This window comes from Candidatus Cybelea sp. (assembly GCA_036489315.1).
Lineage (GTDB): Bacteria > Vulcanimicrobiota > Vulcanimicrobiia > Vulcanimicrobiales > Vulcanimicrobiaceae > Cybelea.
Window position 1 is genome coordinate 81,380 of record DASXFZ010000021.1, and the last position, 23,861, is coordinate 105,240.

At 63.3% G+C, this 23,861-nt stretch carries 24 protein-coding genes; 14 read left to right on the plus strand and 10 right to left on the minus strand.

Features of this window, described 5'->3' with window-relative positions; all coding sequences use genetic code 11:
• The first annotated feature begins 1 nt into the window (after nt 1).
• The 3 genes from panE to VGG51_05290 all read left to right on the plus strand — a co-directional run bounded on the left by panE (nt 2) and on the right by VGG51_05290 (nt 2,514).
• Nucleotides 2-931 (plus strand): 2-dehydropantoate 2-reductase, encoded by a 930-nt coding sequence (gene panE, locus VGG51_05280; GenBank protein ID HEY1882435.1) that lies wholly within the window; start codon nt 2-4, stop codon nt 929-931.
• A 124-nt stretch (nt 932-1,055) separates the two neighbouring features.
• Nucleotides 1,056-1,421 (plus strand): hypothetical protein, encoded by a 366-nt coding sequence (locus VGG51_05285; GenBank protein ID HEY1882436.1) that lies wholly within the window; start codon nt 1,056-1,058, stop codon nt 1,419-1,421.
• Between the two features lie 286 nt (nt 1,422-1,707).
• Nucleotides 1,708-2,514: a hypothetical protein gene (locus VGG51_05290; GenBank protein ID HEY1882437.1), complete on the plus strand. Its 807-nt coding sequence runs from the start codon at nt 1,708-1,710 to the stop codon at nt 2,512-2,514.
• Between the two features lie 81 nt (nt 2,515-2,595).
• On the opposite strand, the gene VGG51_05295 is transcribed toward VGG51_05290, so the two are convergent.
• From VGG51_05295 to VGG51_05325, 7 genes are all read right to left on the minus strand, one after another.
• Nucleotides 2,596-4,533 (minus strand): alpha/beta fold hydrolase, encoded by a 1,938-nt coding sequence (locus VGG51_05295; GenBank protein HEY1882438.1) that lies wholly within the window; start codon nt 4,531-4,533, stop codon nt 2,596-2,598.
• Between the two features lie 65 nt (nt 4,534-4,598).
• A complete protein-coding gene (locus tag VGG51_05300) occupies nt 4,599-6,896 on the minus strand; it encodes a beta galactosidase jelly roll domain-containing protein (protein HEY1882439.1) in 2,298 nt (765 codons plus the stop codon).
• Nucleotides 6,842-7,690, minus strand: a complete 849-nt coding sequence (locus VGG51_05305; GenBank protein ID HEY1882440.1) for a beta-galactosidase — start codon at nt 7,688-7,690, stop codon at nt 6,842-6,844. Before VGG51_05305 ends, VGG51_05300 begins: the two co-directional genes overlap by 55 nt.
• Before the next feature lie 39 nt (nt 7,691-7,729).
• Nucleotides 7,730-8,626: an alkaline phosphatase family protein gene (locus VGG51_05310; protein ID HEY1882441.1), complete on the minus strand. Its 897-nt coding sequence runs from the start codon at nt 8,624-8,626 to the stop codon at nt 7,730-7,732.
• A 104-nt stretch (nt 8,627-8,730) separates the two neighbouring features.
• The gene (locus tag VGG51_05315) at nt 8,731-9,255 is read right to left on the minus strand and encodes a hypothetical protein (GenBank protein ID HEY1882442.1); all 525 of its coding nucleotides are present in this window, start codon (nt 9,253-9,255) and stop codon (nt 8,731-8,733) included.
• A 128-nt stretch (nt 9,256-9,383) separates the two neighbouring features.
• Nucleotides 9,384-10,058, minus strand: a complete 675-nt coding sequence (locus tag VGG51_05320) for a YfbM family protein (GenBank protein ID HEY1882443.1) — start codon at nt 10,056-10,058, stop codon at nt 9,384-9,386.
• A gap of 8 nt (nt 10,059-10,066) precedes the next feature.
• Entirely contained in the window at nt 10,067-10,309 is a 243-nt protein-coding gene (locus VGG51_05325) for a hypothetical protein (GenBank protein HEY1882444.1), read from the minus strand.
• A gap of 73 nt (nt 10,310-10,382) precedes the next feature.
• Here VGG51_05325 and VGG51_05330 point away from each other — a divergent pair, with 73 nt between their 5' ends.
• Nucleotides 10,383-10,907, plus strand: coding sequence for a hypothetical protein (locus VGG51_05330; GenBank protein ID HEY1882445.1), 525 nt, complete (start codon nt 10,383-10,385; stop codon nt 10,905-10,907).
• 107 nt (nt 10,908-11,014) lie between these two features.
• A complete protein-coding gene (locus VGG51_05335; GenBank protein HEY1882446.1) occupies nt 11,015-12,055 on the plus strand; it encodes a hypothetical protein in 1,041 nt (346 codons plus the stop codon).
• A gap of 16 nt (nt 12,056-12,071) precedes the next feature.
• On the opposite strand, the gene VGG51_05340 is transcribed toward VGG51_05335, so the two are convergent.
• Complete coding sequence (locus VGG51_05340; protein HEY1882447.1) at nt 12,072-13,310, minus strand: S8 family serine peptidase; 1,239 nt, start codon at nt 13,308-13,310, stop codon at nt 12,072-12,074.
• A gap of 173 nt (nt 13,311-13,483) precedes the next feature.
• Nucleotides 13,484-14,908 carry a Fe-S cluster assembly protein SufB gene (gene sufB / locus VGG51_05345; protein HEY1882448.1) on the minus strand — a complete coding sequence of 475 codons (1,425 nt, stop codon included), beginning with the start codon at nt 14,906-14,908 and terminating at the stop codon, nt 13,484-13,486.
• A 371-nt stretch (nt 14,909-15,279) separates the two neighbouring features.
• Here sufB and speD point away from each other — a divergent pair, with 371 nt between their 5' ends.
• From speD to gcvH, 7 genes are all read left to right on the plus strand, one after another.
• Complete coding sequence (gene speD / locus VGG51_05350) at nt 15,280-15,690, plus strand: adenosylmethionine decarboxylase (GenBank protein ID HEY1882449.1); 411 nt, start codon at nt 15,280-15,282, stop codon at nt 15,688-15,690.
• Nucleotides 15,691-15,803: 113 nt separating this feature from the next.
• Complete coding sequence (locus tag VGG51_05355) at nt 15,804-16,511, plus strand: hypothetical protein (GenBank protein HEY1882450.1); 708 nt, start codon at nt 15,804-15,806, stop codon at nt 16,509-16,511.
• 92 nt (nt 16,512-16,603) lie between these two features.
• Nucleotides 16,604-17,491: a hypothetical protein gene (locus tag VGG51_05360; GenBank protein ID HEY1882451.1), complete on the plus strand. Its 888-nt coding sequence runs from the start codon at nt 16,604-16,606 to the stop codon at nt 17,489-17,491.
• Between the two features lie 19 nt (nt 17,492-17,510).
• Nucleotides 17,511-17,966, plus strand: coding sequence for a PaaI family thioesterase (locus VGG51_05365; protein HEY1882452.1), 456 nt, complete (start codon nt 17,511-17,513; stop codon nt 17,964-17,966).
• A 98-nt stretch (nt 17,967-18,064) separates the two neighbouring features.
• Nucleotides 18,065-18,331 carry a hypothetical protein gene (locus tag VGG51_05370; protein HEY1882453.1) on the plus strand — a complete coding sequence of 89 codons (267 nt, stop codon included), beginning with the start codon at nt 18,065-18,067 and terminating at the stop codon, nt 18,329-18,331.
• A gap of 54 nt (nt 18,332-18,385) precedes the next feature.
• Nucleotides 18,386-19,492, plus strand: a complete 1,107-nt coding sequence (gene gcvT / locus VGG51_05375) for a glycine cleavage system aminomethyltransferase GcvT (GenBank protein ID HEY1882454.1) — start codon at nt 18,386-18,388, stop codon at nt 19,490-19,492.
• 15 nt (nt 19,493-19,507) lie between these two features.
• On the plus strand, nt 19,508-19,888 hold the full coding sequence (gene gcvH, locus VGG51_05380; GenBank protein HEY1882455.1) for a glycine cleavage system protein GcvH: 381 nt from the start codon (nt 19,508-19,510) through the stop codon (nt 19,886-19,888).
• A gap of 211 nt (nt 19,889-20,099) precedes the next feature.
• Here the strand turns inward: gcvH and VGG51_05385 are convergent, their stop codons facing one another.
• Nucleotides 20,100-21,575: a hypothetical protein gene (locus VGG51_05385; protein ID HEY1882456.1), complete on the minus strand. Its 1,476-nt coding sequence runs from the start codon at nt 21,573-21,575 to the stop codon at nt 20,100-20,102.
• A gap of 58 nt (nt 21,576-21,633) precedes the next feature.
• Here VGG51_05385 and gcvPA point away from each other — a divergent pair, with 58 nt between their 5' ends.
• Nucleotides 21,634-22,995 (plus strand): aminomethyl-transferring glycine dehydrogenase subunit GcvPA, encoded by a 1,362-nt coding sequence (gene gcvPA, locus VGG51_05390; GenBank protein HEY1882457.1) that lies wholly within the window; start codon nt 21,634-21,636, stop codon nt 22,993-22,995.
• Nucleotides 22,976-23,861: aminotransferase class V-fold PLP-dependent enzyme (locus tag VGG51_05395; GenBank protein HEY1882458.1), on the plus strand; the 886-nt coding region annotated here is incomplete at its 3' end. The genes gcvPA and VGG51_05395, both read left to right, overlap by 20 nt.

Sequence of the window (23,861 nt, forward strand, 5' to 3'; positions counted from 1 at the left end):
AATGCGACTGCTCGTAGTCGGCGCCGGTGCCGTCGGTGGATACTTCGGCGGCCGTCTGGAGCAAGCGGGGCGCGACGTAACGTTTTTCGCGCGGCCGCAGCGCGCGGCGCAGCTACGCGAGCGCGGCCTCGAGATCGTCAGCCCCAACGGCAACGCGACGCTACACCCCAAGGTCGTCACCCGCGATGAGCTTTCCCAGCCATACGATTTGGTGCTCCTGACGGTCAAAAACTATGCGCTTCAAGGCGCGCTCGAAGATATCGCGCCGGCGGTTGGTGCCGATACGCTGATTTTGCCGACGCTCAACGGCATGCGTCATCTGGACGAGCTCAAAGCGAAGTTCGGCGAAGCGCACGTGCTGGGCGGCGTTTGCATCGTCGCGACCACGCTCGACGCGCAGGGGCGAATCGTGCAGCTGACCGGAACACAGAAGCTCGTCTACGGCGAGCTTGACGGCTCGCACTCGGAGCGGATCGAGCAAGTCGATCGTACGCTACAAGGCGCCGGCTTCGACGCGCGCGTCTCTTCCGATATTCTGCTCGAGATGTGGGAGAAGTTTGTGTTTATCGCCGCGCTCGGCGGCATCACGTGCCTACTGCGCGGGACGATCGGCGAGATTACGGCGGCGCCGGGCGGCCGCCAGCTAGCGCTGACCATGCACGGCGAGTGCGTCGCGGTCGCGACCGCATCCGGGTTCGCGCCGCGGCCCGAGGCGATCGAAAGCAGCCGCGCAACGCTAACGGAGGCGGGCTCGCCGCTCGCGTCATCGATGTATCGCGACTTGCAGAAAGGCGCGGCCCTCGAGGCGGACGCGATACTGGGAGATATGTGCCGGCGGGGTGAGGCGGCGGGGCTGAAGCTCCCGCTGCTCTCTGCGGCGTTTGCGCAGCTTTCGATTTACGAAGCACAGCGTAAACCCGCGTCACCCTGACCGTGCTCGTGTCATCCTGCGCTTGTCGAAGGATTGTCGAAGGACGTGTTAGTGAACGAAATCCGTTGACTGAAGTCCTAGCATCGGCTACGATAATCGCATGGGCGGGCGGCGATGGACCCCCTTGATCGATCCCCTTGCAAAGCCGAAAGATCCGCAAGCGCTAAGCGATGTTCGCCCACTGCTTTCGCGACTGATCGAAGCCTACGGCCATAACGCGTTGGCCGGGCTGCTCGACGTCGACGCAGCAATGCTGCCACGATGGAACGGCGGGGTAAAGATCAGCGCGGAAATGTCGTTCCGCATACTCGATGTACATGCGGTGCTGGTGCGAGCGTTCCAAGTCTTTACTCCCGGGGTCGCGACCCAGTGGCTCGTGGGGCACGAGCCCTTTCTCAACGATGCGCGGCCGATTGAAGTCCTGGCTATACGTGGAGCCGGGCCGCTAATCGAGGCACTCGATGCGATTGGGGCCGACGCCTATGCATGAGGCTTTACCGCGTCTTTCCCTTAGGGGCTGAAACAAAACCCTCAGGGCCTCCCCAACGCCGCGGAGCGTTTGAGTGCGCGCAAGCTGACTTCGGGCGGCGAGGAGGTTCGCACTGCCTGGCGCAATGATTGCGCGGGTGAGGAGGGCCTAAATGAAAGCCCTGAGTTTTTGCATTGTGGTCATGCTCGCGGCCTGCGCGCAAGGGCAAGCCCCAGCAATGGACTCCCTTCCGAGACCGGCAATGGGCGGCGCGTCGCCGGCACTCCCGGGGGAAAGGGGAGGCGACTTGCTCTACGTTTCCGATCAGGAGACCGACGTCGTCGATCTGTATTCGTATCCTTCGTTACGGAAGGTCGGGGTGCTGACCGGCTTTGAGAGCACGCCGGCCGGCATGTGCACGGATCGCAACCAAAACGTCTGGATAACCGCAGGGAGCGCCGGCGCAATCTTTGAGTTCGCACATGGCGGCAGTACGCCGTTTAATCGGCTTTCCGTCCCCGGCGAATTTCCGATCGACTGTTCCATCAGCCCGGCGACCGGCGATTTGGCGGTGACGAGTCTCTCGGGTCACGTGTTGGTATTTCCCAACGCGAGCGGTTCGCCGGCGGCGTACACGGATCCATCGATGGCCAAAGCGTGGTTCTGCGGATACGATCCTAAGGGCGACCTGTTCGTTGATGGGATAGGGCCGTCTTCGAATTTCGTCTTCGCGGCGCTGCGTAAAGGGAAAGGGTCGTTGTCCAACATCACGCTGAGTGTACCGGTCGCGGCGCCGGGCGGCGTGCAGTGGGATGGCCGCGACCTTACCGTAGCCGACGGAGAGTCAGGTTACGTTTATCGCGTGGACCGCGCCACCGGACAGGTTATAAAAATGATAGATCTCAATTTGGTTGGGGAACGCACCGGCGGCTTTTGGATTCAAGGCAGAAGAATCGTTGTGCCGGTTGTCACGAGCAATACGGTCGGCATTTGGCGTTATCCTCACGGGAGCGAACCGATCAAAAAGATTTCGGGCTTCGGCGAGCTCTTCGGTGTGACCATTAGCAAGGGAACCTCGGCGAACTGGCGGGGTAATGCTCTACGGCTGCGCTAAGCTCCCGAACCTCTTACGATACGACATGCATGGCGCGATGTTCGCGCCGCCACGCCCTGAAACGACGCGTTCGTCTTGTGACTAGGGGGCGGGCATCGTCGCTTCCAGGTGATAGCCGTCGATCGTTCCGTCGACCCGCGCAGCGGCGCTGCTGCCGGCCGTCGGCCATGCGGCGTCGAGGTTGCCGGCCGCAGCACCTGATACCGTTAGATGAGCGTGCGCCATTGCGTCGCGCGCGTCGAAGTCGGCCGCGCCGGAAACGGCCAGATCCTTGGTCCACCCAATGCTGGAAAGCATCGCCCGGTCCGTGGCATTCTTTGGAGTCGCTGCGTACGACCCGCCGCGCAAACCCGAGCCCGAGGTGAGTCCGAACTCGTACGAGCGCGCGAGAACGTCGGCAGCGGCAAGCAGCGCGGCCGCAGCTGCGCGCAACTCTCGTGTGGGGGCGCGATTCCCGTGCGATGGACTGGCCGGATGGACTTCATCGAGCGTGCGAGAGAATGCCGGAACGAGATGGAGTGCGGGGACGCGCGCGGCGCACTGCGCGGCGACCTTTCCGGTTTGCCCGAAGCGGCGAACGATGCCGGCCGCACAGCCGTAGAAGTCGTCGAGCGCCGTAACGTGTCCGGTGTTGGCGACGATCACGTGCGTCGCCCGCGCGAAGAGCGCCGCCGCACGCGCGCCTTCCTCCGGCGTGGTGATCGTATCGAGATCGCCGTTAAGCACGAGGACCGGCACGTTTGGAAAGCGCGCATTGGGCGGTACCGGCTGACCGGCCGGGTGCTGCTTTGAGGCGACCGGCCACGTGGTGCAGAGCTGCAGGTACGCGTAGTCGATCGGTATGCCGAGATATTCGTCGACAGAAAATGGAGCGTAGAGCGCGGGATCGCTCTTGCGTTTCCGTTCGAGCGCCCGATGCCAAGCGGCGACGCGCTCCGGCGGCTGCAGGCGCATGTCGTAGGCCTGCGGATTGTCCGCGCAGCTCGCTGCGGCGAAGAGCCCTTGGCTGTAGCCTCGTGCTCGGCCGCCGGCGCCCTCTTCCTCGGCGTAGGCCTCGGCGACGAGCCGCTCGAGCGGCAGCGTGTCGTGCGCGTTTACGTACGCGCGCGCTGCGGCGTCGAGATCTCGATACGCGAGCGGATCGAGCCCGGCGCTATCCATGACGAACGCAATATTCGTCGGGGTAATGCGGCCGCGATTGGTGCGGAGCTGTGCGAGCAGGCTTTCGATCCGATCGATTGACGAGCCGCGCAAATCCGCGCAGACTGGTGAGCGAGTACACGCTGCGTTAAAGGCACTTCGCAGCTCGCGGGCGGTGCTGGGATACCATGGGCTGCCGCCCGTCACCTGATAAGCGCCGTCGAGCACAATCGAGCGAACGCGATCGGGATGCCGCCCCGCGAAGGCTTGGACGAAAAACGAACCGTATGAGTCGCCGTAAAGGTCGACCTTGCGTATGCGCAGCGTTGACAGGATGGTTGCCATATCGTCGGCTGCGATTGCCGTTCCATACAGGTCCGAGGTGCGCCCGAGCTGCTGCCCGCACCGGGTAACATTTCGCAGCTGCATGAGGTGCACGCGTTGCAGCGGTTGGCAGACGATCGCCTCAGATCGACCCGTTCCGCGGTTGTCGACGAGAAGCAAGTCGCGCGTGAGGAGCAGCGGCGCGTAAAGCTCGCGGTACAGTGACCGGGAGCCGATCGAAGGATAGCCGGGACCGCCTTCGACGGCGACGATCGTGCCGCCGGACCGTGCGGAGCGATTCGAATGCGGCAGCCACGCGAAGGCGATGTTGATCTTGCCCGGGACGCGACCGGCCGGATCGAGATCGACCTGTACCGTCCCGCACTGGTAGTCGCCACCGAGACAGCGACGAAGCAGCGCCGAGCCCACTCGTAGGCCGGTACTCCCTTTATTCGCCGAACCGAGCGGCAGCGGCGGTGCGAGGCGCACTGCCGCGCACCCGGCGGCGAGGGCGAGCGCGATCGCTGCGAAGGCCTGTAAGCGCGAGTTTTCCATGCTCCTCCGGCGATGATTCTTCATTCGGCGAAGCGAGCATCCTATCTAGATTGCTTCGATTGTCATCAAATCGCTTTGATCTTCGCCATCATGCCCCCGTCTTCGTGATCGAGCATGTGGCAGTGGAAGACGAACGTGCCGCGAATCGCCGGGTTGCGAAAGTCGACGAGAATGCGCGCGATGCCGGGCGTGGTTTTGACCCCATCGCGCGTTTGGACCGGTACGAGCACGGTGTCGCGCCACAGACGCGGGTAAACGCTCTTCCCGCCGATCGATTCGACGAGGAAGTGCACCTGGTGGATGTGGATGTCGTGCACCTCGTCGGTTTTGTTGCGCAGCGTCCACTCCTCGACCGTACCCGCGCGTACGACGACGGCGGCCGGTGCGTTCATCCGGAACGCGCGGCCATCGATGTAAAAGCCATCCGCGTCCTCCGTCAATACGATCGTGCGGCGCAGTCTTGCCGGGGGCGCCGCTATTGAAGCAGCTTTTTCCGGCGGCTCCGGCGCATCGTTGGGCGCAGCGCCGCCGGCATCCGAGTCCTGGCTGGAAATCGCCGCGAGCACCGCTTGCGGATCGCGGTCCCCGCCGGCGCCGCTCTCGTAACAGCGTGTCCGCAGCAGCGTCGGCAGCTTTAAGCCGGTAACGACGAACTCGGCGCGTCCTCCCGGCGGTACGACGACGTGCGGCATCCACAGAATCGTTGGATTCCCCGGATACGAAGCGATCGGATAACCGTCGATCGCCACAACGCCGATTTGCTCGTTGTCGACCGCGAGATCCAGGATACGGCTCGCAGACGCATTGAGTACGCGAAAGAGCTGCCGTTCGCCGTCCGCGAGCGCAATCTGCGGCTGGGAAAGTCCATTGAGCGTCAGGTGCAGGCCTGGCTCGGGGAGGCACGACGCGTTCGGCCCAGGGTTGTCGTCGGCATCGACCGCGTGAGCCAAGCGCGGCGTCATCTTGCGCGCGTACCAGGGGATCGCCATGATGTTCGGGACCCTCTGGACGTCGCGCACGATAATCGTTCGTTCGCGCGTTGCTTGCAGCAACGGTACTCGTTCGCGCAACCCCGCCACGACGATCGCGCCCGCCATGCCGCTGGTTACCTGCCAATACGTTTCACCATGTGCGTGCGGATGATACCAGTAGAGTCCCGGCGGCTGCGTAACCGGTACGCGCACGCGGTAGCGCAGCAAGGTCCCGGGCGGGGCGAGGGTCGTCATGACATCGTCGCCCGGCGGCGCGGGCGCCACGTTGAGGCCGTGAAAGTGCAGGTTGACGTTATTCGCCGTGCTGGTCGAACGCGGCAGCTGGTTGCGCAGCGCGATCTCGATCGTGTCGCCGGGGCGTACGCGGATCGTCGGCGCGGCGCCGGCGCCCCGGTAGACGAAGTGCGGCGCGGGATTGGTCGCGTCGCTGGCCACGGCCAGCTGCAGCCGTGCGACTCCGTTGAGCGCCCGCACCTCCGGCACGTCCGGAATCGGCGACCGGGGATCGACAAACGCGCGGACGGTTGTCAGCGCAACGCGCCCGAGGCTGCCGGCGTCGTCGAGGCTCCAGAGCGCGATTGCGATCGTGTTCTCGGCGTGTGGATCGACGATACCGGTCGGTAGCGGGAAGGTGTGGGACCGCCTGGTGCTGCTTGCGTAGTGCGCCACCAGCCAGCCGTTGACGAAGATGGAGGCGCGATAGTCGGCGCGGGGGGCGTCGTCGACCCGCACCGCCGCGAACGTGTCGCCTGGGAGGGTGACGTCGAGCGGCACCCGTACGCGATACCACGTGACGCCCGCGCGGCCGGCGCGCGCCGGCAGCGTCGCCTTTGCCCACGAACGATCGTCGAATGCCGGATCCTGCCATCCGGCGATCTCGCCGGCAAGTCCGCCCGCATCGAGCGGTCCGCGCACGGGGTCGCTGTTAAACTCGCCATTGCCGAGAATTCGCCAGGCGATCCTCCCCGCGCCGCCGACGAGCCGCGCGCGCAAGATACCGCGCGGCGGCACGCGCGTGCTGTCGCGGTTAAAGTCTTCGTCGTGCGGCGCGTTCTCGAAGAGCACCGCGATCGCGTTTGCTTTGCCGCGCCGCAGCATCGTGGGTTCGACCGGCAGCGAAACGCGAATCAACCCGTCGATATCGGCCGCTGCGCTTCCGAGAGACGCGCCGTTGAGCCACGCACCGCACGCGCCGCCGCGTCCGGCGATCGCGTCAACGACGAACGCGCGCTCGGTGCCGGTCGCAGTAAAGTGCCCGCGATACCAGACGGCGCCGTGATGGAACCCGTAATCGTCGACACCGAAGAAATTTCCGCTTACCGGCAAGCCGTTTTGCAGGTCGTCGCGATCGAACGGTCGCGAGACCAGCAACGGCGGCCACGCCTGATCGTTGAACGAGGGTTCGATCTCGTCTCGTCGGAATGCCGGCGCCAGCCGGTAATCGCCGGAAACTCCACCTGTTTGGGCGAGGGCGCCCAAGCGTCGGAGGGGCCGGCGCTCGTCCATCCCCAGGGAGTTCCCCGATACGCCTCGGCGAATAGCGTCGTTCCAAACGGAACCGTGACTCCGTCCTCGCGCACAACGCGCTCCAAACGTGCGGTACGTGGCGCGTCGCGCTCGCCGATCTCGTCGAGGATCACGCTGCCCGTACCGTTGGCCAGCTGATGGCGCGCGGCGATCGCATCGATGCGCGCGAACCACTCACGAGACTCGCGAAGATAGCGCGCGCGCAGCCGGCTGCGGCTGGCCGTGCGCGCCAGCATCCAATCCGGAAGCCCGCTCGCATCGGCACCCGCATCGATGTATGGCCCCGACTGCACGACGATATACAAACCGGCCCGCGCCGCTTCGTCGAAGAGGGTGTCGAGATCGCGAACGCCGCTGAAGTCGTACGTTCCCGGCCGCGCGGAGTGGTAGCCCCAGTACAGGTCGAGCGCGACGGCGTTGTACCCCGCCGCCTTGATGCGGCGGAAAACCTCCGGCCAAAGCTGGGGTGCCGGAAGCTGCCAATAGTGGAACTGCGCCGCTGACAGCGCCACCTGCCGGCCGTCGATCGCGAGCGAGGTCCCGTTGTAAACGACGTCGTGGCGCGTACTGGCGTAACCGCAGCCGATGAGCGCCGTCGTTACGACGAGCCCGCTAAAAAGAAATGCGAGCGACCGCATTCGGATCGCTCGCATAGAGATGCTAGTCGAGACAGCCTCCTATTTGACGACGCCCTTGATCGGCGAGGCCGACGCGGCCGATCCGAGCGCTTTGACACCGAAGATATCCTCGATCGTTCGCAACACGCTGTAATGGTTTACGGTTTGGCTGAACTGTCCCGCCTTGACGTTGCCGATCAGAATCGTGGGAATTTGGTTGCCCGGGCTGCCGTCGTTTTCATCGAAGGTCAGGATCAGCAGTCCGTTGTTGGCCGTATCCCAATCGATCAGCTTGGGCAGATTCTTCGAAGCCCACTTGTCGCTGGTCGCGATCGAGCAGTCGTGTATGTCGTTGCACATGTTCGGCGTGATCCAGACAAACTGCGCGGGCACCTTCGTCAGCGGCTTCTTGTAGACATAGCTAACCGACGCGGGCAGATTGGTGAAGTCGGGCCACGGCACGTGTTTGCGCATATACAGCCAGCGGCTCGGGAGTTTGTCGGGCACGGCTTGGCATCCCGTGAAGCCCAGGGAAGGCATGCTCTCGGCGTAACCGCGGAACGAGATTCCGGCCGCGAGCAGCTCGCTGCCGAGGTTGTCGACGCCGAAGCTGACGGGGCACTGATCGCCGTTGACGCCCTGGGTCGAACCGCTAAAGAGCGCAAGGTAGTTCGGTTCGCTGGGGTGGGTGATCGCAAAGCTCTGCGTCATGTTCGCCCACGTCTTCGAGAGGCTCGTGATATAGGGCGCGTGCTGATTGCCGATCACTTCGTCGTAGGATTGATTTTCAAAAATAACGAGCTGGACGTACTTCGTTGTAAACTTTTTTGCCGCTCCGACTGGAATGTTTTGCGCGACGCTCGTCCCCGGCTGCGAAGGGCTCGTTGCGGCGATCGCCTGACATCCTGCGAGTGCGCCGGCGAGCATCGCGAGGATCGTCACGTGCTTGAGGTTCAAGGGCTGCTCCTTTCAGTCGAGGTTCGCTGCCCCTTCCCTACGCCGCCGGAGGCAACGCTCCCGCCGCGCCTTAACGCCTTAACGCACGCATAATAAAGAGTTTGCTAGAACGTAATCGAGCTAGCCGGTGCGCACTGCGACGGCACAAACTGCAGACTGAACCCCGGCGTATTCGTCGCCGCCGTCGCGCCGGCACTCGACGCTAAGTTGGCGCGATGCGAAGGCGTCGCTGAGAAGAGATCCTTCGATTGGTTATCGACGAGCGATCCGATCGTTGTGTTCGCAGGAGGCGCATACGCGCTCGCCGGTGCGGCCGACGGGGCGAAGTTGTTTGCGAGACACCCCGCTTGGAGCCACGGCGGCGGCTGATATAAAACATAGCTGCGGCTCGGCTCCGATGTTCCACGCCAGCTGGGATAGAGCGTTCCACCATTCGGCTCGAGCGATCTTGGGTGCAGATTGATCTCGGGAGTCCGATACACACTCCGCTCGGTTGCACGCCCCGCCTCAGAACGCGCCTGCGGATGCGGAGCCGCTCCGCGGTACACGGGCACGACTACCGTGGGCGGCGCCGCGATCGTTATCGCCGGCGTAAGGATTGTCAGAGCGATTGCACCTGCGACAGCCAAGGAGCGTATCATCGTCTGTAATTTCGAGTGCGCCCGGCGGTATCCCCCATCCCGCTTCCGGGCGATCTCGAAACCGACCCGGTGCCCGCAGCAAATGCAATAAGCAAGGCCAAGTAGCCGGCGGAGCGCTAAACGAGGCAGGTAAGGATCGCGCGCCCCTTTTTCGCCGCGTCTGCATAGAAGTCGCGGAGGCGCCGAAAGCCGTCGGTCACCCAATCTGCGTCGGAGCTCTTCCAGCCCGGATAAATATCGAGCTCCTCCATTCGCGCGGCATCGAAGCGTCCCGCGGCCTCTGCTTCTAGGCCGGGGACACTCAGCTGCTCGGCGAGCTGTGCTACTTGTTCCGCGGTGAAATAGCGCGCCGGGCCGTAACCGGAGAAGCCTTCGTCGTCGTCACCGAGCGCGCTGCCGCCAAGAACCGCCTGGCTCAAGAGTGCCGGCCCGGGCTCGGGTTCACCGCAAAGGATGTAGTGCACGCCGTGCCACGCCTTGTCGAGCGAAAGGACGTCGCGTTTGCCCGATGGGTTCGGAGGCTGCGCGGCGGCGCGCGCCTCGAAGAGTTTCAAAAGATCGTCACTCCCGAGGGCCGCGGTTAACTCCTCCGGGGTCTTGCCCAAGCGCGCCGCCGTGTCGGCGAGCATCTGCGGACCGATAGTCCGTATCCGATCCCGCATCGCTTGCGCCAAGTTGCTGAAGGCATCGGGCACGCCCGCATCTTCTTGGAAGAGCGACTCCACCAACTCGGGTGCGGCAACGAAGCGAGAAAGCTCGGCGCTGTCCACCTGCACGAAGGTTGCGTTCATCGACATCGTTAGAGCCGGCCTTGGGCCGCGTAACGGAACTGCCCCGGCTTCCAAACGCAGACGCTGCCGTCGTTCATGACGAACGATTCGCATCCGTCGACCTCCGCGTTGAAGTCTTCGTTGAGCTGCTTAGTCGCGGGCCAATTGACGGCCGGTTCTTGGCGCGCGGCGCCCCGCACCTTTGTGTTCGAGAACTGCGGCGATTTCACGAGCGCGTTGAGCGCGGCAGCGAGTCTTCGAGCATCGTCCATTGCCGTAGGCGTTCCTTGGGTCGAGCTAAGACCCTCCGCCGGATTAAGGGCGCCCAGCCCGAAATGGGACGGCATGGCAATCGTGGCGTTCGTGCGCGGCGCGAACGTGGGTGGACATCGAAGGTTTCGCCCTTCGCTCCTAGCCAAGGAGTTAGAGCGCTTCGACGTCGTCAACGTCGGCGCGACGGGCCTGTTCGTCGTTCGCAACCCTGGCGCGGCGCAAACATTTCGTTCGGAGTTCGTCCGCCGTTTGCCGTTCGACGCGCAAGTGGTCTTGTGCGAGGGTACGGATCTGCTCGCCCTCGAGACGCGCCCGCCGTTCAAGCGAATCCCGGTCGATGGGGATCACGTTCGCTTCGTCAGCATCGTCCTCGGATCGCCGCCGGGACGGCTGCCCGCGATGCCGTTCGGAATCCCTTCGAACGACGATTGGTACGTGCGCATCGTCGGATGGAAAAAGCAATTCATTTTCGGCGTCTACCGGCGCCATATGAAGACGATTTCATATCTCGGCCGGATCGACAAGGCGCTTGGCGTGCCGGTCACGACGCGAAACTGGAGTACGATCGAGGCTGTGCTGAAGGTCCTGAAGACGTAGGCGGTCCCTAGGCGCTTGGCGCGGTGGGCCTCCCGGCGGGCGTTTGCGGACGCTCACATCGCTACGATGTGCCCAACAGCACTTGTAGCACTTTGAGGAGCCCTACCGTGAACCAACTGCCTTGCCATCGCCGCCTTGCGATCCTCGCGATAACCGCCGGGCTCGCCGCCTGTACGGCGAACCGCCCTGACGCCGGCGCATTCGTTCCGCAGGCAACCGCGCCTGATTCCACGCCCGCGGCGTCGTCCCCGCAGCCGGACAGCGCCTCGCTCACCTACGTCGTCTCCTACGAAACCAACGAGATTCTCGGATTTCCCTTAGCCGCGAACGGCAACGTTGCGCCAACGGCGATCGTTGGCGGTTCGAAGACGAACCTGGATCAGCCGGATGCGCTGGCGATCGATTCCGCATCAGGGACGTTCTTCGTCGCCAACGGTAACTATGGCGATCATCGAATTCTGATCTTCCCTAAGAACTCCAACGGCAACGTCGCTCCGAAAGTCCTTGGAGGCTCGAGCGTGCCGATCCAAAACACCGAGGGCCTCGCCGTGGACGCTCACGGCGAGCTTTACGTATCGGACTACACCGCTAAGGCGATCTATGTTTTCGCGGCCGGGGCCAGCGGCAATACCGCTCCAATTCGAACGATCGCTGGGGTCGCGACCGAACTCGTGCAGCCCTTAGGAATGTCGTTCGATTCAAGCGGCCATCTCTACGTTGCGAACGGCCACGACTCGACCGCTCCGGTCGAGGAGTTTGCCGCCGGAGCGAATGGCAACGTCGCCCCGATCGCGACGATCGGCGGCAGCCATACGAAGCTTCTAGGGATATCCGACGTCGTGCTCGACCCGCACAACCGCATTATGGTTCCCAACGCGGGCTGTATCGAGATATTCGCGGCGGGTGCCCACGGCAATGTCTCGCCGGCCGCCACGATCAAGGGGAACAAGACGACGATCGTCGATCTAACAACCTTAGGTACGGATGCAAATGGGAGTATCTACGGCACGAACGTCATCGATATTCCAAACCTCAAGTTCTCGATAATCGTCTTTGCCCACAACGCGAGCGGAAACGTAGCGCCAAAGAGAATCCTCTCCGGATCGCACACGCACATCATCGATACCTTCTACCCGACGACGCTCTAGGCAACCTGACGTGGGCTTAGAAAGCCTGGGTCCCGTTTGCCGTTCCGAGGCCCGTGGGACCATCCCAGCCGCGTCCGGCAACGCATAGGGGTGGTCCGCACGCGCCGTTGCTCCCCGATACGACGTCGTTCAGAGCCGCAGCGTGCGCGTACAGGTTTCCCAAAAGGTTCGTGCGCGTGCTCCCCGTCAGGGCGAAAATCGAAGCAACGATCGGCGTGGCGACGGAGGTTCCACCGAAGACCAGCCAGCCCCGGTGCCGGAAGGTGTCGTAGATCGCAACCCCGGTCTGAGGATCTGCATCGGCCGAGATGTCGGCGTCTGCGCGCATTGCGCACCCGGTGTTCAACGCGCTTTGAAAGCTGGGCTTGGCGTAAATCTTGCTGCAGCCGCTCCCGGCACGCTGCCAAGCGGTTTCCACACGCGGGCTGACCGAGGTGAGGCTCGTCCCGCCGACGGCGACGACGCGTGGCAGGACCGCCGGCCACTGCGCGACGGAGTTGAACGAGTGGTCCCCGGTCGAGGCTACGATCGCTCCGCAGTCGGACCGATAGTCGGCATCGTACGTTTGGCTGCCCTCGTTGCCGCTCCAGCTGTTGCTGACGTAATCGGCGTTGGCGGTTGCGTATTGTTCGGCACTGCTGAGATCGGCGATGCTGGCGGACGCCGCCTCCACCAAGAGAATCTTGCAGTTCGGGCAGATCGCGGAAATCATCTCGACGTCGACCGAATCTTCCCCCGCCCATCCCACGTTCGTCTGCGATGTGAACTGATGTTTGGTGAAGCAGCCGCTGGAGACGGTACAGGCCGGCAGTCCGAACTGCTTTCGGTAAACGTTGAGATCCGATTCTACGTTCGGATCGTCGTAGGCGTCGACGATCGCGACGGTTTGGCCGCCGCCGTCGTTCAGGCTGTCCGATGTAAGTTCGTAGGCGGCCTTAAGGTCACTTGGCGCGTAGCCGGCCGGAGTGTTTGGCCGAACGGCACCTTGAACGTCGGTGCGCAGCCATGCTTGGCAACGCGCAAACCCCGGCCCCACATCGCCGCAAATTCGCACCGAGGGCCCGCGGCGCGGCCAGAGGCCTAACCGCGCGGCCGTTTCAACCTGCGGCGAGGTGATCGCGCTTTGCAACATGTTCGTGGCGCTGGGCGCAGCGTGCGGGCGGCACGTCGCGTTCGAGGCTTCCGGCAACGAGTTCGCCGCTCCGTGGCAGGCTGTTAGCACGGCAACCGCCGCGATTCCGGTAACGACGCGCACTGCCTACCGTTCCTTTCGCAAAGCAGGGAGAGTGGACTAGCATAGCCCTCGTTCCCCTGCGCAAGCTGAGAAAATGTTGCGAAAGAGACCGTGCTCAATATTCTTCCGGGAAGCGAACAAAAGCGGCCCTCGTAAGAGTGCCGCTTTGCGTTATGGGGCGGGAGCGAAACGCGCTAGCCTACGGCGCCTTCCATCTCCATTTTCACCAAGCGGTTGAGTTCGACCGCATATTCCATCGGCAGTTCCTTGACGAAGAAGTCGAAGAAGCCGTTGACGATCATCGCCGTGGCATCGGCTTCTGAGAGACCGCGAGACATCGCGTAGAAGAGCTGCTCTTCGCCGATTTTGCTGACGCTCGCCTCGTGCTCGACGGTCGAGCGCTGCTCGTGAATCTTCATCGTCGGCTTCGTATCGCTCGACGACTCCTCATCCATGATCAATGCATCGCAGCGGACGCGCGTCTTCGCGCCGACCGCGCCCGGATGCACCTCGACGAGCCCGCGATAGGTCGTTTTACCACCGTGCGCGCTCACCGATTTATTCGTTACTACCGACGTCGTCCGGGGAGCGGCGTGGATAACCTTCGCGCCCGCATCCTGGTGCTGACCCTCACCGGCAAACGCCATCGACAGGATCTCGCCGCGCGCGCCCTCACCCATCAGATAGATCGAGGGATACTTCATCGTCAGGCGCGAGCCGATGTTGCCGTCGACCCACTCGATGGTGGCATCCTTGTACGCGATCGCGCGCTTGGTGACGAGATTGAAGATATTGCGATACCAGTTTTGAATCGTCGTGTAGCGGATCGACGCACCCTCCATCGCGATCAGCTCGACCACCGCGGAGTGCAGCGAAGACGTCGAAAACTTCGGCGCGGTGCAGCCCTCGATGTAGTGCACCTTGGCGCCCTTGTCGGCGATGATCAGCGTGCGCTCGAACTGGCCCATGTTCTCGGCGTTGATTCGGAAATACGCCTGCAAAGGCATCGCCACTTCGACGCCCGGCGGCACGTAGATGAACGACCCTCCCGACCACACCGCAGAATTCAGCGCGGCGAACTTGTTGTCGCCGGGCGGAATCACCGTCGCGAAGTACTTCCGAACGATATCGGGGTACTTTTTGACGGCGGTGTCCATGTCGCAGAAGAGCACGCCTTGCTCGTCGAGCGCCTTGCTCGTGTTGTGATAGACGACCTCGCTCTCGTACTGGGCGGAGACGCCGGACAAGAACTTGCGCTCGGCCTCGGGGATACCCAAGCGATCGAACGTCCGCTTGATATCCTCCGGGACGTCGTCCCAAGAGCGCTCCGTCTGGTCGGTCGACTTCACGAAATAATGGATGTCGGCGAAGTCGATCTCGCTCAGGCGCTTGGTGTCGCCCCACGTCGGCATCGGCTTAGAGAGGAAGAGGTCGTACGCTTTGAGCCGGAACTCGAGCATCCAAGCGGGCTCGTCCTTCATCCGGCTAATCCGCTCGACGATTTCGCGGGTCAGGCCCTTGTCCGATTTAAAGACGTAGTTTTCGGTGTCGTGGAACCCGTGCCGGTAATCCTCGATGAGCTGGGCCGGCTTCACCGGAGCGTCTAACTTCAATGCCATGGCCATCTCAGCGTACCCCCCAGGACGGACATAGTCAAGATAATGAAGTGCTACCTTTAAATACCTGTTAAATACCTGTGAATTCGTCGTGGAAAAGCCCTTTACACGGGGGGGTGTAGGGGGTATGATTGGCGCCGGTCCTTTTTTAGGGTAGGACCAAGGTCCCCGGCCCGGCTCGAAGGCGAGACCTGCTAGGGGTCCACGGTTGAAAGGGAGGGCGCGCCCATCGCGCCATCGCGGCGAGTCGCCCGCGCACCGAACAAAAGCGCCGGCAGAGCTCGTCGATAGGTCGGGGGAACGGTTGCACCGCAGCCGCCAGCCGACGAAGTCCGGAGGTGGGATTCCTCAAAGGTCAAGGAGACCTGTACAAATTGAAGGCACTCGGCAGGCACATCGTGTGCGAGCTCTCGGGCTGTCATCCTGCATTACTTTCCGACATCACCGGCATTGCCGCCATGATGAACGCGGCCGCCACGGCCGCCGGCGCTACAATTATGGAGAGCGCCTTTCACCGATTTGAGCCGCAGGGCGTCTCTGGAACGGTCATTTTGGCCGAGTCTCATCTTTCGATCCACACCTGGCCCGAAATGGGCTACGCGGCGATGGACTTTTATACATGTGGCGAGCATACCGACCCCTGGCTCGCTTGCGATTACGCCGCTCGCACCCTCGCTGCCAAGAGCGTGCTGGCAACCGAGCTCAAGCGCGGCATCGAAAAAAGCGACGGTGAGTTTACTCACGTCATCGATCGCAACGCGAGCGCAGAAACGCTTTCGGCGTAACAATAATCATTTTTATCGCGTTGTAATTTGGGAGGCGCAATGCGCCTGCCGTCTAATTACTTTACGCACAAAATACGGTTACCGCTCTCAGCAGTGAGGGAGAAACGATTCTCATGCGTTCACATATGATTCGAGCCGGCATCGCCGCAATCGCGGCGACCGTGGCGCTAGCAGCATGCGCTAGCCACGGTCTCGTGCCGTCATCGGCGGGCGGGCTCGGTCAAAGCGCGCTCAGTCCCACGGCGCTCAACGATTCGCTCGTTCAGCCCGAAATTACGACCTGCGCCAAAAGTCCGCCGCAGTACTGGTGGCTGTTCAAAGGCTCCTGCGATCCGAAGATCACGCTGAAGCCGACCGGCGCGACCTTCACGTTGGCGGCGTACGAAAGCATCACCGTCAAAGGTACGATCGGGCACAACACCACCAAAGGCACGGCGTCGATCACGCTGGCCGACGCCACCGGTACCGGCGATATCACGCCTTGGAAAGGCAAAAGCTTCCCGAAATATCTGGCTCGCGGTAAAACCTTCATCTACGCAGTAGCGGTGAATCACAGCACCCAAATCATTAAGCCGATAACCGGTGGGGGTAAGCCGGTTCTGCAGTACATCGTCACCGACTCCAAGGGTCTTCCCGGCAAAACCTGCGGCGTCGCGCTGCTGAATGAGGAGGCGGGCGGAAAGTTTATCTGGTCCTCGTTCCCGGGAGACTTCACCGCCAAAGGCAACACCGTGACGATCACGCAGTACGCCGTGCCGAAGGGCTTTGCGATTCCCCCGAAAACGCCGCTCTACTTCGGCGTGAACTGCTGGAACGCTTAAGATACCGATAGCGCAGCAGAATCTCGTTAGCGGAAAAGAGCCCTGCCGGAAACGGCGGGGTTCTGCTTTTGGGCGGCCAATCTAGGGCGGGCATGCCCAAGACGCAGTACTGGCAATGGTACGTCGAAGAGTTCGCGCCCACCGAGCAGCATCGTCACGCGATCGATGACCTGTTCTTCTCGGGGCACACGGAGTTTCAACAGGTCGCGGTGCTGAGCTCGCCGGTCTTCGGCAAGATGCTCGTCATCGATGGCGACACACAGAGTTCCCAAGTCGACGAGCGCATCTATCACGAGAGCCTCGTCCACCCCGCGCTGGCGGCCGCGGCCGATCGCTCGCAGGTGCTGATCCTCGGCGGCGGCGAGGGCGCGACGCTGCGCGAAGTCCTGCGCTGCCCGGAGGTCGCCCGCTGTACGATGGTCGACATCGACGGCCGCGTCATCGAGCTTTCCAAAGAATTTCTTCCGGAGTGGTCGGCCGGTGCGTTCGACGATCCGCGCGCGCACGTCGTCGTCGGCGATGCGCTGGCTTACATGCGCGAGCACGGCGATCGTTACGGCGCGATCCTCTCCGACCTCACCGAGCCGCTCGAGGATTCGCCGAGCAATCCCCTCTTCAACGAGGAGGTCTTCGCGCTGATCAAATCGCGCTTGCTTGAAGGAGGCATCTACGCATTGCAGGCGAGCACGGCCGGCGTGCACAACGCGGCGCTGCACTGCAAGATGTCGCGCACGCTGCGACGCCACTACAAGTACGTCGCGTCGTTCTACACGCACGTGCCGGCGTTCGATACCGATTGGGCTTTTCTCGCCTGCAGCGATCGGGTGGATCTCACCCAGCTCGATGCTGCGCGCATCGACACCTACTGCGCGGCGCTTGCCGGCGATAGCTTCTTCTACGACGCGCAAACGCACCGGCGGCTCTTTTCACTGCCGCTCTACCTGCGCCGGATGCTGGCATCCGGCGGGGATACTTTTTAGCTCGAAGAAAGGCGACGAAATGAGCATCGATTTCTCACACGCACCCCATGCCTGGGAGAAGGAGAAGAGCAACTTCGTTGCACTCCTCGATCTGAAGCTCGAACGCGTCGAGCACGGCAAGGCCGTGATGCGCATGCCGTACCGCCCCGAGATCACCAACGGCACGGGCGCCGTGCATGGGGGCGCGATCGTCAGCCTCTGCGACACCGTCTTCTATGTTGCGCTCGCTTCGATCTACGGCCGCGAGCAGGATACGACGACGATCGCCCTGCAGTGCAACTTCCTCGCTCCGGCCGGTCCGCCCCACGATCTCGTCGCCGAGGCGCGCGTGCTGCGCGGCGGCCGGCGCATCGTCTACGGCGAGGTCTACGTCCGCAGCGGCACGGAGATCGTCGCGCACGCCACGCTCGATTTCCTCAACAGCTACCCCAAGGAGAAGCCGGCGAAGTCGGGCCACTTCACGCCCCCCGCCTAACGTGTTGTCACCCTGAGCGAGTCGAAGGGCTGTCGAAGGGCGAGCTTGTCGAAGGAAATGTCATCCTGAGCCTGTCGAAGGATGGGTACGAACAGGGCATGCCACAAAAGCATCGCTACAGCGAAAAAGAGCATCGTCAGGTCGAGCACATCAAGGAAAGCGAAGAGGCGCGCGGCCACTCGCCGGAAGAGGCTGAGGGCATCGGCTACGCAACCGTCAATAAGCAGAGCCCCGAGAAGCATCGCTTTAACGCCAAGGAAGACCGCCAGGCGCAGCACATCGTGGAATCGGAAGAAGAGCGCGGGAAGTCCGAGGGAGAGGCGAAGCGCATCGCCTACGCGACCGTAAACAAGCACCGCTCCTGACCCGGCCCCTGCCCGGCAGGCTTTTACCGTGGGCTGTCGTGAAAACGGGGTGCCGTGGCCACCGACGAGTTAAAGCGAACCGCTCTTTACGACGATCACGCCCGCGCGGGCGCGCGGCTCGTGCCGTTCGGCGGTTTCGAGATGCCGGTCCAGTACACGAGCATCCTCAAAGAGCACGACGCGGTGCGTCATCGCGCGGGCCTCTTCGACCTTTCCCACATGGGGCAGTTCTGGCTCACCGGCGGTGCGGTCGCGCAATGGGCCGATACGCTGACCATCAACTCGGTCGTGACGATGAAGGATTGGCAAGCGCGCTACAACATTTTTTGCAACGACGCCGGCGGCGCCCGCGACGACACGATCTTTTATTCTCTCGACGATCGCTGGCTGCTGGTCGTCAATGCCTCGAACGCCGATAAAATGTGGGAGCACGTCAACGCCTTTGCTCCCGAATACGGCGTGTCGCTGGAGAATCGGCATGGTAAAGACGCGCTGATCGCGATTCAAGGGCCGCTCTCCGTGCAGATGCTGCAGCCGCACGTCCCCGATGTCGGCCTCGCAGCGATGAGGTACTACTTCAGCGCGCGCGGTACCGTCAACGGCGTGCCGGCGGTCATCGCGCGAACCGGGTACACCGGTGAAGACGGCTTCGAACTCTTCGTCGCCGGAGATTCCGCTTCGCAGCTCTGGCAAGTGCTGCTGGAAGCGCACGCGGGCGAGGGGCTCGAACCCTGCGGCCTCGGCGCGCGCGACGTGCTGCGGCTCGAAGCCGGCATGCCGCTCTACGGCCACGAGCTCACCGAAGAGATCACGCCCGTCCAAGCCGGCCAGCTCTGGGCGATCAAGTTCAACAAGGAAAATTTCATCGGAAAAGAAGCCCTGCAAGCGCAGATCGACCGCGACGACTATCCGAGAATTGTCGGCCTGGTAATGCACGGACGCGCGCCGGCGCGCGAAGGCTACCCCGTAATGCATCATGGCCGTCGGGTCGGCGAGATTCGCAGCGGTTCGATCGGGCCATCGGTCGAGAACAAGAACATCGCGACCGCGCTCGTCGAGCGGGATTCCGCACACCCGAATACGACGCTTGGCGTCGAAATTCGCGGCGCGTTGCACAACGCAACCGTCGTGCCGTTGCCCTTTTATAAACGTCCCAAATAACGAGAAGGAGAGAACGTGGCGCAGCCCGAGGATCTGCTCTACAGTAAGGAACACGAATGGGTTCGCCTTGACGGCGACACCGCGACGATCGGCATCACCGATTACGCGCAAGGCTCGCTTGGCGATATCGTCTTCGTCGAGCTGCCGAAAGTCGGCGCCACGATCGAGCAGTTCGGCAACGTCGGCGTCGTCGAGTCGGTCAAAGCCGTCTCGGATCTCTTCACCCCGATCTCCGGCGAAGTCATCGAGATCAACGGTACGCTCGACGACGATCCCGCCGCCGTGAACCGCGAGCCGTACGGCGCCGGCTGGCTGATCAAAGTGCGCCTGCGCGACAACGGCGAAACCGCCAACCTCCTCAGCCCCACCGAATACGAGCTGCTCGCGGCCGAATAGCGGCCGCACCGCGGCCGGCAGGCGCTAATTCCGGTGAAGAATGCGCCGCGTCGTCGATAACGTCGAACACGATATACTGCTGGCCCGATCCATCGATCATGGCATTCGGGTTCATCCCGAGGTGGGCGAAGATTTCGTCGTCGGCACGGATGCTTCGACAGGGTCAGGGTGACACGTTCGATGTGCTCAGGGCGCGAACAAGATCAGTCGCCTAGTGGAACAGGCGGCGGAGCGATGCGATCGTCGTGTCGGCACGCGCCGGCCGATCGGCGACGAACGCCCAAAGGCCGCCGTCGGGGGTTAGCGTTCCCCGAGCGCCGACGGCCCGCGCCCAGTTTTGCACTTCGTCGCGGCCGCCGAGCAGTGCCCAGCGAACCTCCGCGTTGCCGAGCTGCTGGTCGTAATGGAAATAATCGCCCCCCGCCCAAGACGGAATCCCGGCGATGCGCTCGCGGCTATCGAAGTTGATGTGGTAGACCCAGAAATAGTCGCCGTAGATCATTCGGATGCCGCGTCGTGCGAGCAGTGCGCGTAAATGCTCGTCGTCCTTGAGCCCCTGCGTGAGCTCGGCGCGCGTTGTCGTTCCCGGCAGGCTGTAGAGCCAAAGGTTCGGCAGCGTCACGAGCACGACTGCCCCGACCGCCAACCACTTCCGGAAACTCCACAACGTCTGAGCCCCCATCGCGCACACAATCGGAACGATCAGATAGAGCGGCGCGATATAACGCACAGTCCAGCCGCGCATCGAGCCCGCTTGCGAGGTAACATACAGCAGGAAGACTCCTGCGAACACGAGCCAGATTAGTTGCCACGCCTCCGCATATTTCCCGTCGCGATTGCGCGCGATGATGAAGCCGGCCGTGACGATCGCATATCCGAGGATCAGCGGCGTCGAAAGCGACCACCAGCCGGCCGGTTCGTGGAAGAGCAGTTTGGGAACTTGCGTCACCACGAACCAGACGACGTTGTCGACGACCACCGCCCCATTTGGCGCTGCTTGCGATGCCCAGTTGTGCGTCACCGATGCCGCGCCGTTTGCCGCATTGCCGATGATGAACGGCAGCGCACCGACGACAAAGCCGATCCCGGCGACAAGAGCTTCGCGTACGGTCGCCGTACGCCGCCGCCAGGCAATCCAAATGAAGGCCGGCAGCAAGACCATCAGGGTCTGCAGCGATATCCAAATGCCGAAGCCGGCGCTCAATCCAAACGCGACGCGCTGCCAGACGCGCCCTTCTTGCCGCCACAGCGTCGCGAGCCAAAGCGTCGCCGCGCACGACGCCATGATCTCACCGTAAGCCCATGGCACGTATGTGACCGTCATGAACTGCTCGGGCGGCACGACGACAAAGATCATTGCGACGCATCCGAGCCGGTCGCCGAGCAATGCACGCAGGAAGAGCCAGGAAAAGACGACGTAGAGCGCACCCCAGGTCAGGCCGGTGAGCGCCAACCCGACGCGGCCGTCGCCCAACAGGTGGAAGTAGCCTGCCGCGACATAACAGCTCGCGGCACTCAGCCGCGTGCAGCCGGGAAAGAAGAGCGGATAGGCTTCCGCTGCCACGCGGAACGCGCAGAGCCCCGCCAGCGTGCCGTCGGAATCGATCTGAAAGAGCGCGAGCGGAAAATAGAGCGCCGCCCGCAGCAACACGCCTGCCGCCACCAGTGCGATACCGAGCCGCGCCACGCCGCTCGCTTTCTTTACGGAGGACCCTACGGCCTCGCGACGCAACCATCGTACTCGAATGTACGCACCCCACACGCAACGCGACATCGACGAGATGCTCGCAGCGGTCGGCGCCGAGTCGCTCGACGCACTGCTGCGCGTTCCCGACGAGATCGCACTCAAAGCCAAACTCGAGGTCGTTCCGGCGCTTCCCGAGTATCAAATTCAACGCCGCTTCGACCGCTTCGCCGAGAAGAACGCCGGCGTCGGTTACCGCTCGTTTCTCGGAGCCGGCTCCTACAACCATTACGCTCCTCCGGCGATCGCGGCGCTGGCGATGCGCGGCGAGTTTCTCACCGCCTACACACCCTATCAGGCCGAAGTTTCGCAAGGCTATCTGCAGGCGATCTACGAGTGGCAGACCTACATCTGCCTGCTCACCGGGATGGAGCTGGCCAATGCCTCGGTCTACGACGGCGCCACCGCGCTAGCCGAAGCAGCGATCATGGCGCTGGGTGCGACGGGGCGCCAAAGAATTCTCGTCTCGCGAGCCATCCATCCGAACTACCGCGCGGTGCTGCGAACGTATTGCGAAGGGCTCGACGTCGCCGTCGATGAGATCGCCGTTACCGAAGATGGCGTTACCGATCTCGGCGCGCTTGAGACTGCCGTCGGCGGCAAAGAGTACGCCGCACTCGCGCTGCAGTCGCCGAACTTCTTCGGCTGCGTCGATACGCTGACGCCGGGCGCGCAGGAAGCGGTGGCGAGCAACGGCACCGTGCCGATCGCCGTCGTCGCCGAGGCGCTCTCACTCGCCGCACTCGAGCCGCCGGCTTCGTGGGGCGCGCAGATCGTGGCCGGTGAAGCGCAGAGCTTCGGCGTCGCGCAGGCCTACGGCGGCCCATACGCGGGCTTCATCGCCTCGTCCAAAGAGCACATGCGCCGCATCCCCGGGCGGCTCGTGGGCAAGACGGTCGACAACGCCGGCCGCACGGCCTACGTGTTGACGCTGCAGGCGCGCGAACAGCACATTCGCCGCGAGCGCGCGTCCTCGAACATCTGCACGAATCAGGCCCACTGCGCGCTGATCGCGACGATCTACCTGGCGCTGATGGGGAAGACCGGCCTGCGCGATGCCGCCGCGCTCAATCTGGCGCGTTCGCGCGAACTCGCCAGCGCCGTCGCCAACGTCGACGGCGTGACGCTCAAGTACGCTACGTCGTTCTTCAACGAGTTCGTCGCCGACGTCGGCCGGCCGGCCGGCGAAGTGCTCGAATCGCTCCAAGAGCTGGGGATTCTCGGCGGGGTCGATCTCGGGCGCTTCTATCCGGAGCTTGGCTCGTGCATTCTGATGACCGCGACCGAGCTGACGACCACCGCCGATATCAACGCCCTCGCCGCGGCCCTCGACGGAGCAATCAATGTCCACGCTCACATCTAGCAAGACCGAGCCGCTGATCTTCGAGCTCGGCCAAGAGGGGCGCGCGAACCGCTATCTCGAGGAAGGCAAAGCGCTCGACGCCTTTCTGCCGAAATCCGTCGTGCGCGAGAATCTGCCGTTGCCCGACAACAGCGAGCTCGACGTCGTGCGCCACTACACGCGGCTCTCGCACCGCACGTTCGGCATCGATCTGGGTTTCTATCCGCTCGGCTCGTGCACGATGAAGTACAACCCGCGCGTGAACGATGCCATCGTCGCCAAACGCGAGTTCGCGCAGCTGCACCCGTTCGTTCCCGATGCGCTCGCACAGGGCGCGCTGCAGATCATGTACGAGCTCGAACGGTCGCTCAGCTCACTCTTCGGGATGGCGGCGTTCTCGCTCAATCCGTCGGCGGGCGCGCACGCGGAGCTCGGCGCGCTGCTGATCGCGAAGAAGTACTTCAAGGAACGCGGCGAAGCGCAGCGCGACAAAGTGATCGTGCCCGACACGGCGCACGGTACGAATCCGGCGTCCGCGGCGATGTGCGGCTTCAAGGTGATCTCGCTGCCGAGCAACGAGCGCGGCCGCGTCGGCGTCAGCGAGATTCGGGCGGTCCTCGGCCCCGATACCGCGGTCTGCATGATGACCAATCCCAATACGCTCGGGCTCTTCGAAGACGAGATCGCGCAGATCACCGCCGCGGTGCACGAAGCCGGCGGCCTGATGTACTACGACGGCGCGAACGCAAACGCGATCATGGGTTACACGCGGCCGGGCGATATGGGCTTCGACCTCATGCACCTCAACACGCACAAGACCTTTACAATTCCGCATGGCGGCGGCGGCGCCGGCCACGGCCCGCTGGGGGTCGCGGCGCACCTGGTCG

Excerpts from the sequence above, each read along its gene's own strand:
- VGG51_05325 (HEY1882444.1), bottom strand. The coding sequence starts at position 10,309 with ATGGACGATGCTCGAAGACTCGCTGCCGCGCTCAACGCGCTCGTGAAA.
- VGG51_05330 (HEY1882445.1), top strand. The coding sequence starts at position 10,383 with ATGGCAATCGTGGCGTTCGTGCGCGGCGCGAACGTGGGTGGACATCGA.
- panE (HEY1882435.1), top strand. The coding sequence starts at position 2 with ATGCGACTGCTCGTAGTCGGCGCCGGTGCCGTCGGTGGATACTTCGGC.
- VGG51_05365 (HEY1882452.1), top strand. The coding sequence starts at position 17,511 with ATGAGCATCGATTTCTCACACGCACCCCATGCCTGGGAGAAGGAGAAG.
- VGG51_05355 (HEY1882450.1), top strand. The coding sequence starts at position 15,804 with ATGCGTTCACATATGATTCGAGCCGGCATCGCCGCAATCGCGGCGACC.
- VGG51_05295 (HEY1882438.1), bottom strand. The coding sequence starts at position 4,533 with ATGGAAAACTCGCGCTTACAGGCCTTCGCAGCGATCGCGCTCGCCCTC.
- VGG51_05305 (HEY1882440.1), bottom strand. The coding sequence starts at position 7,690 with ATGCGGTCGCTCGCATTTCTTTTTAGCGGGCTCGTCGTAACGACGGCG.
- sufB (HEY1882448.1), bottom strand. The coding sequence starts at position 14,908 with ATGGCATTGAAGTTAGACGCTCCGGTGAAGCCGGCCCAGCTCATCGAG.
- VGG51_05320 (HEY1882443.1), bottom strand. The coding sequence starts at position 10,058 with ATGAACGCAACCTTCGTGCAGGTGGACAGCGCCGAGCTTTCTCGCTTC.
- gcvPA (HEY1882457.1), top strand. The coding sequence starts at position 21,634 with ATGTACGCACCCCACACGCAACGCGACATCGACGAGATGCTCGCAGCG.
- VGG51_05370 (HEY1882453.1), top strand. The coding sequence starts at position 18,065 with ATGCCACAAAAGCATCGCTACAGCGAAAAAGAGCATCGTCAGGTCGAG.
- VGG51_05360 (HEY1882451.1), top strand. The coding sequence starts at position 16,604 with ATGCCCAAGACGCAGTACTGGCAATGGTACGTCGAAGAGTTCGCGCCC.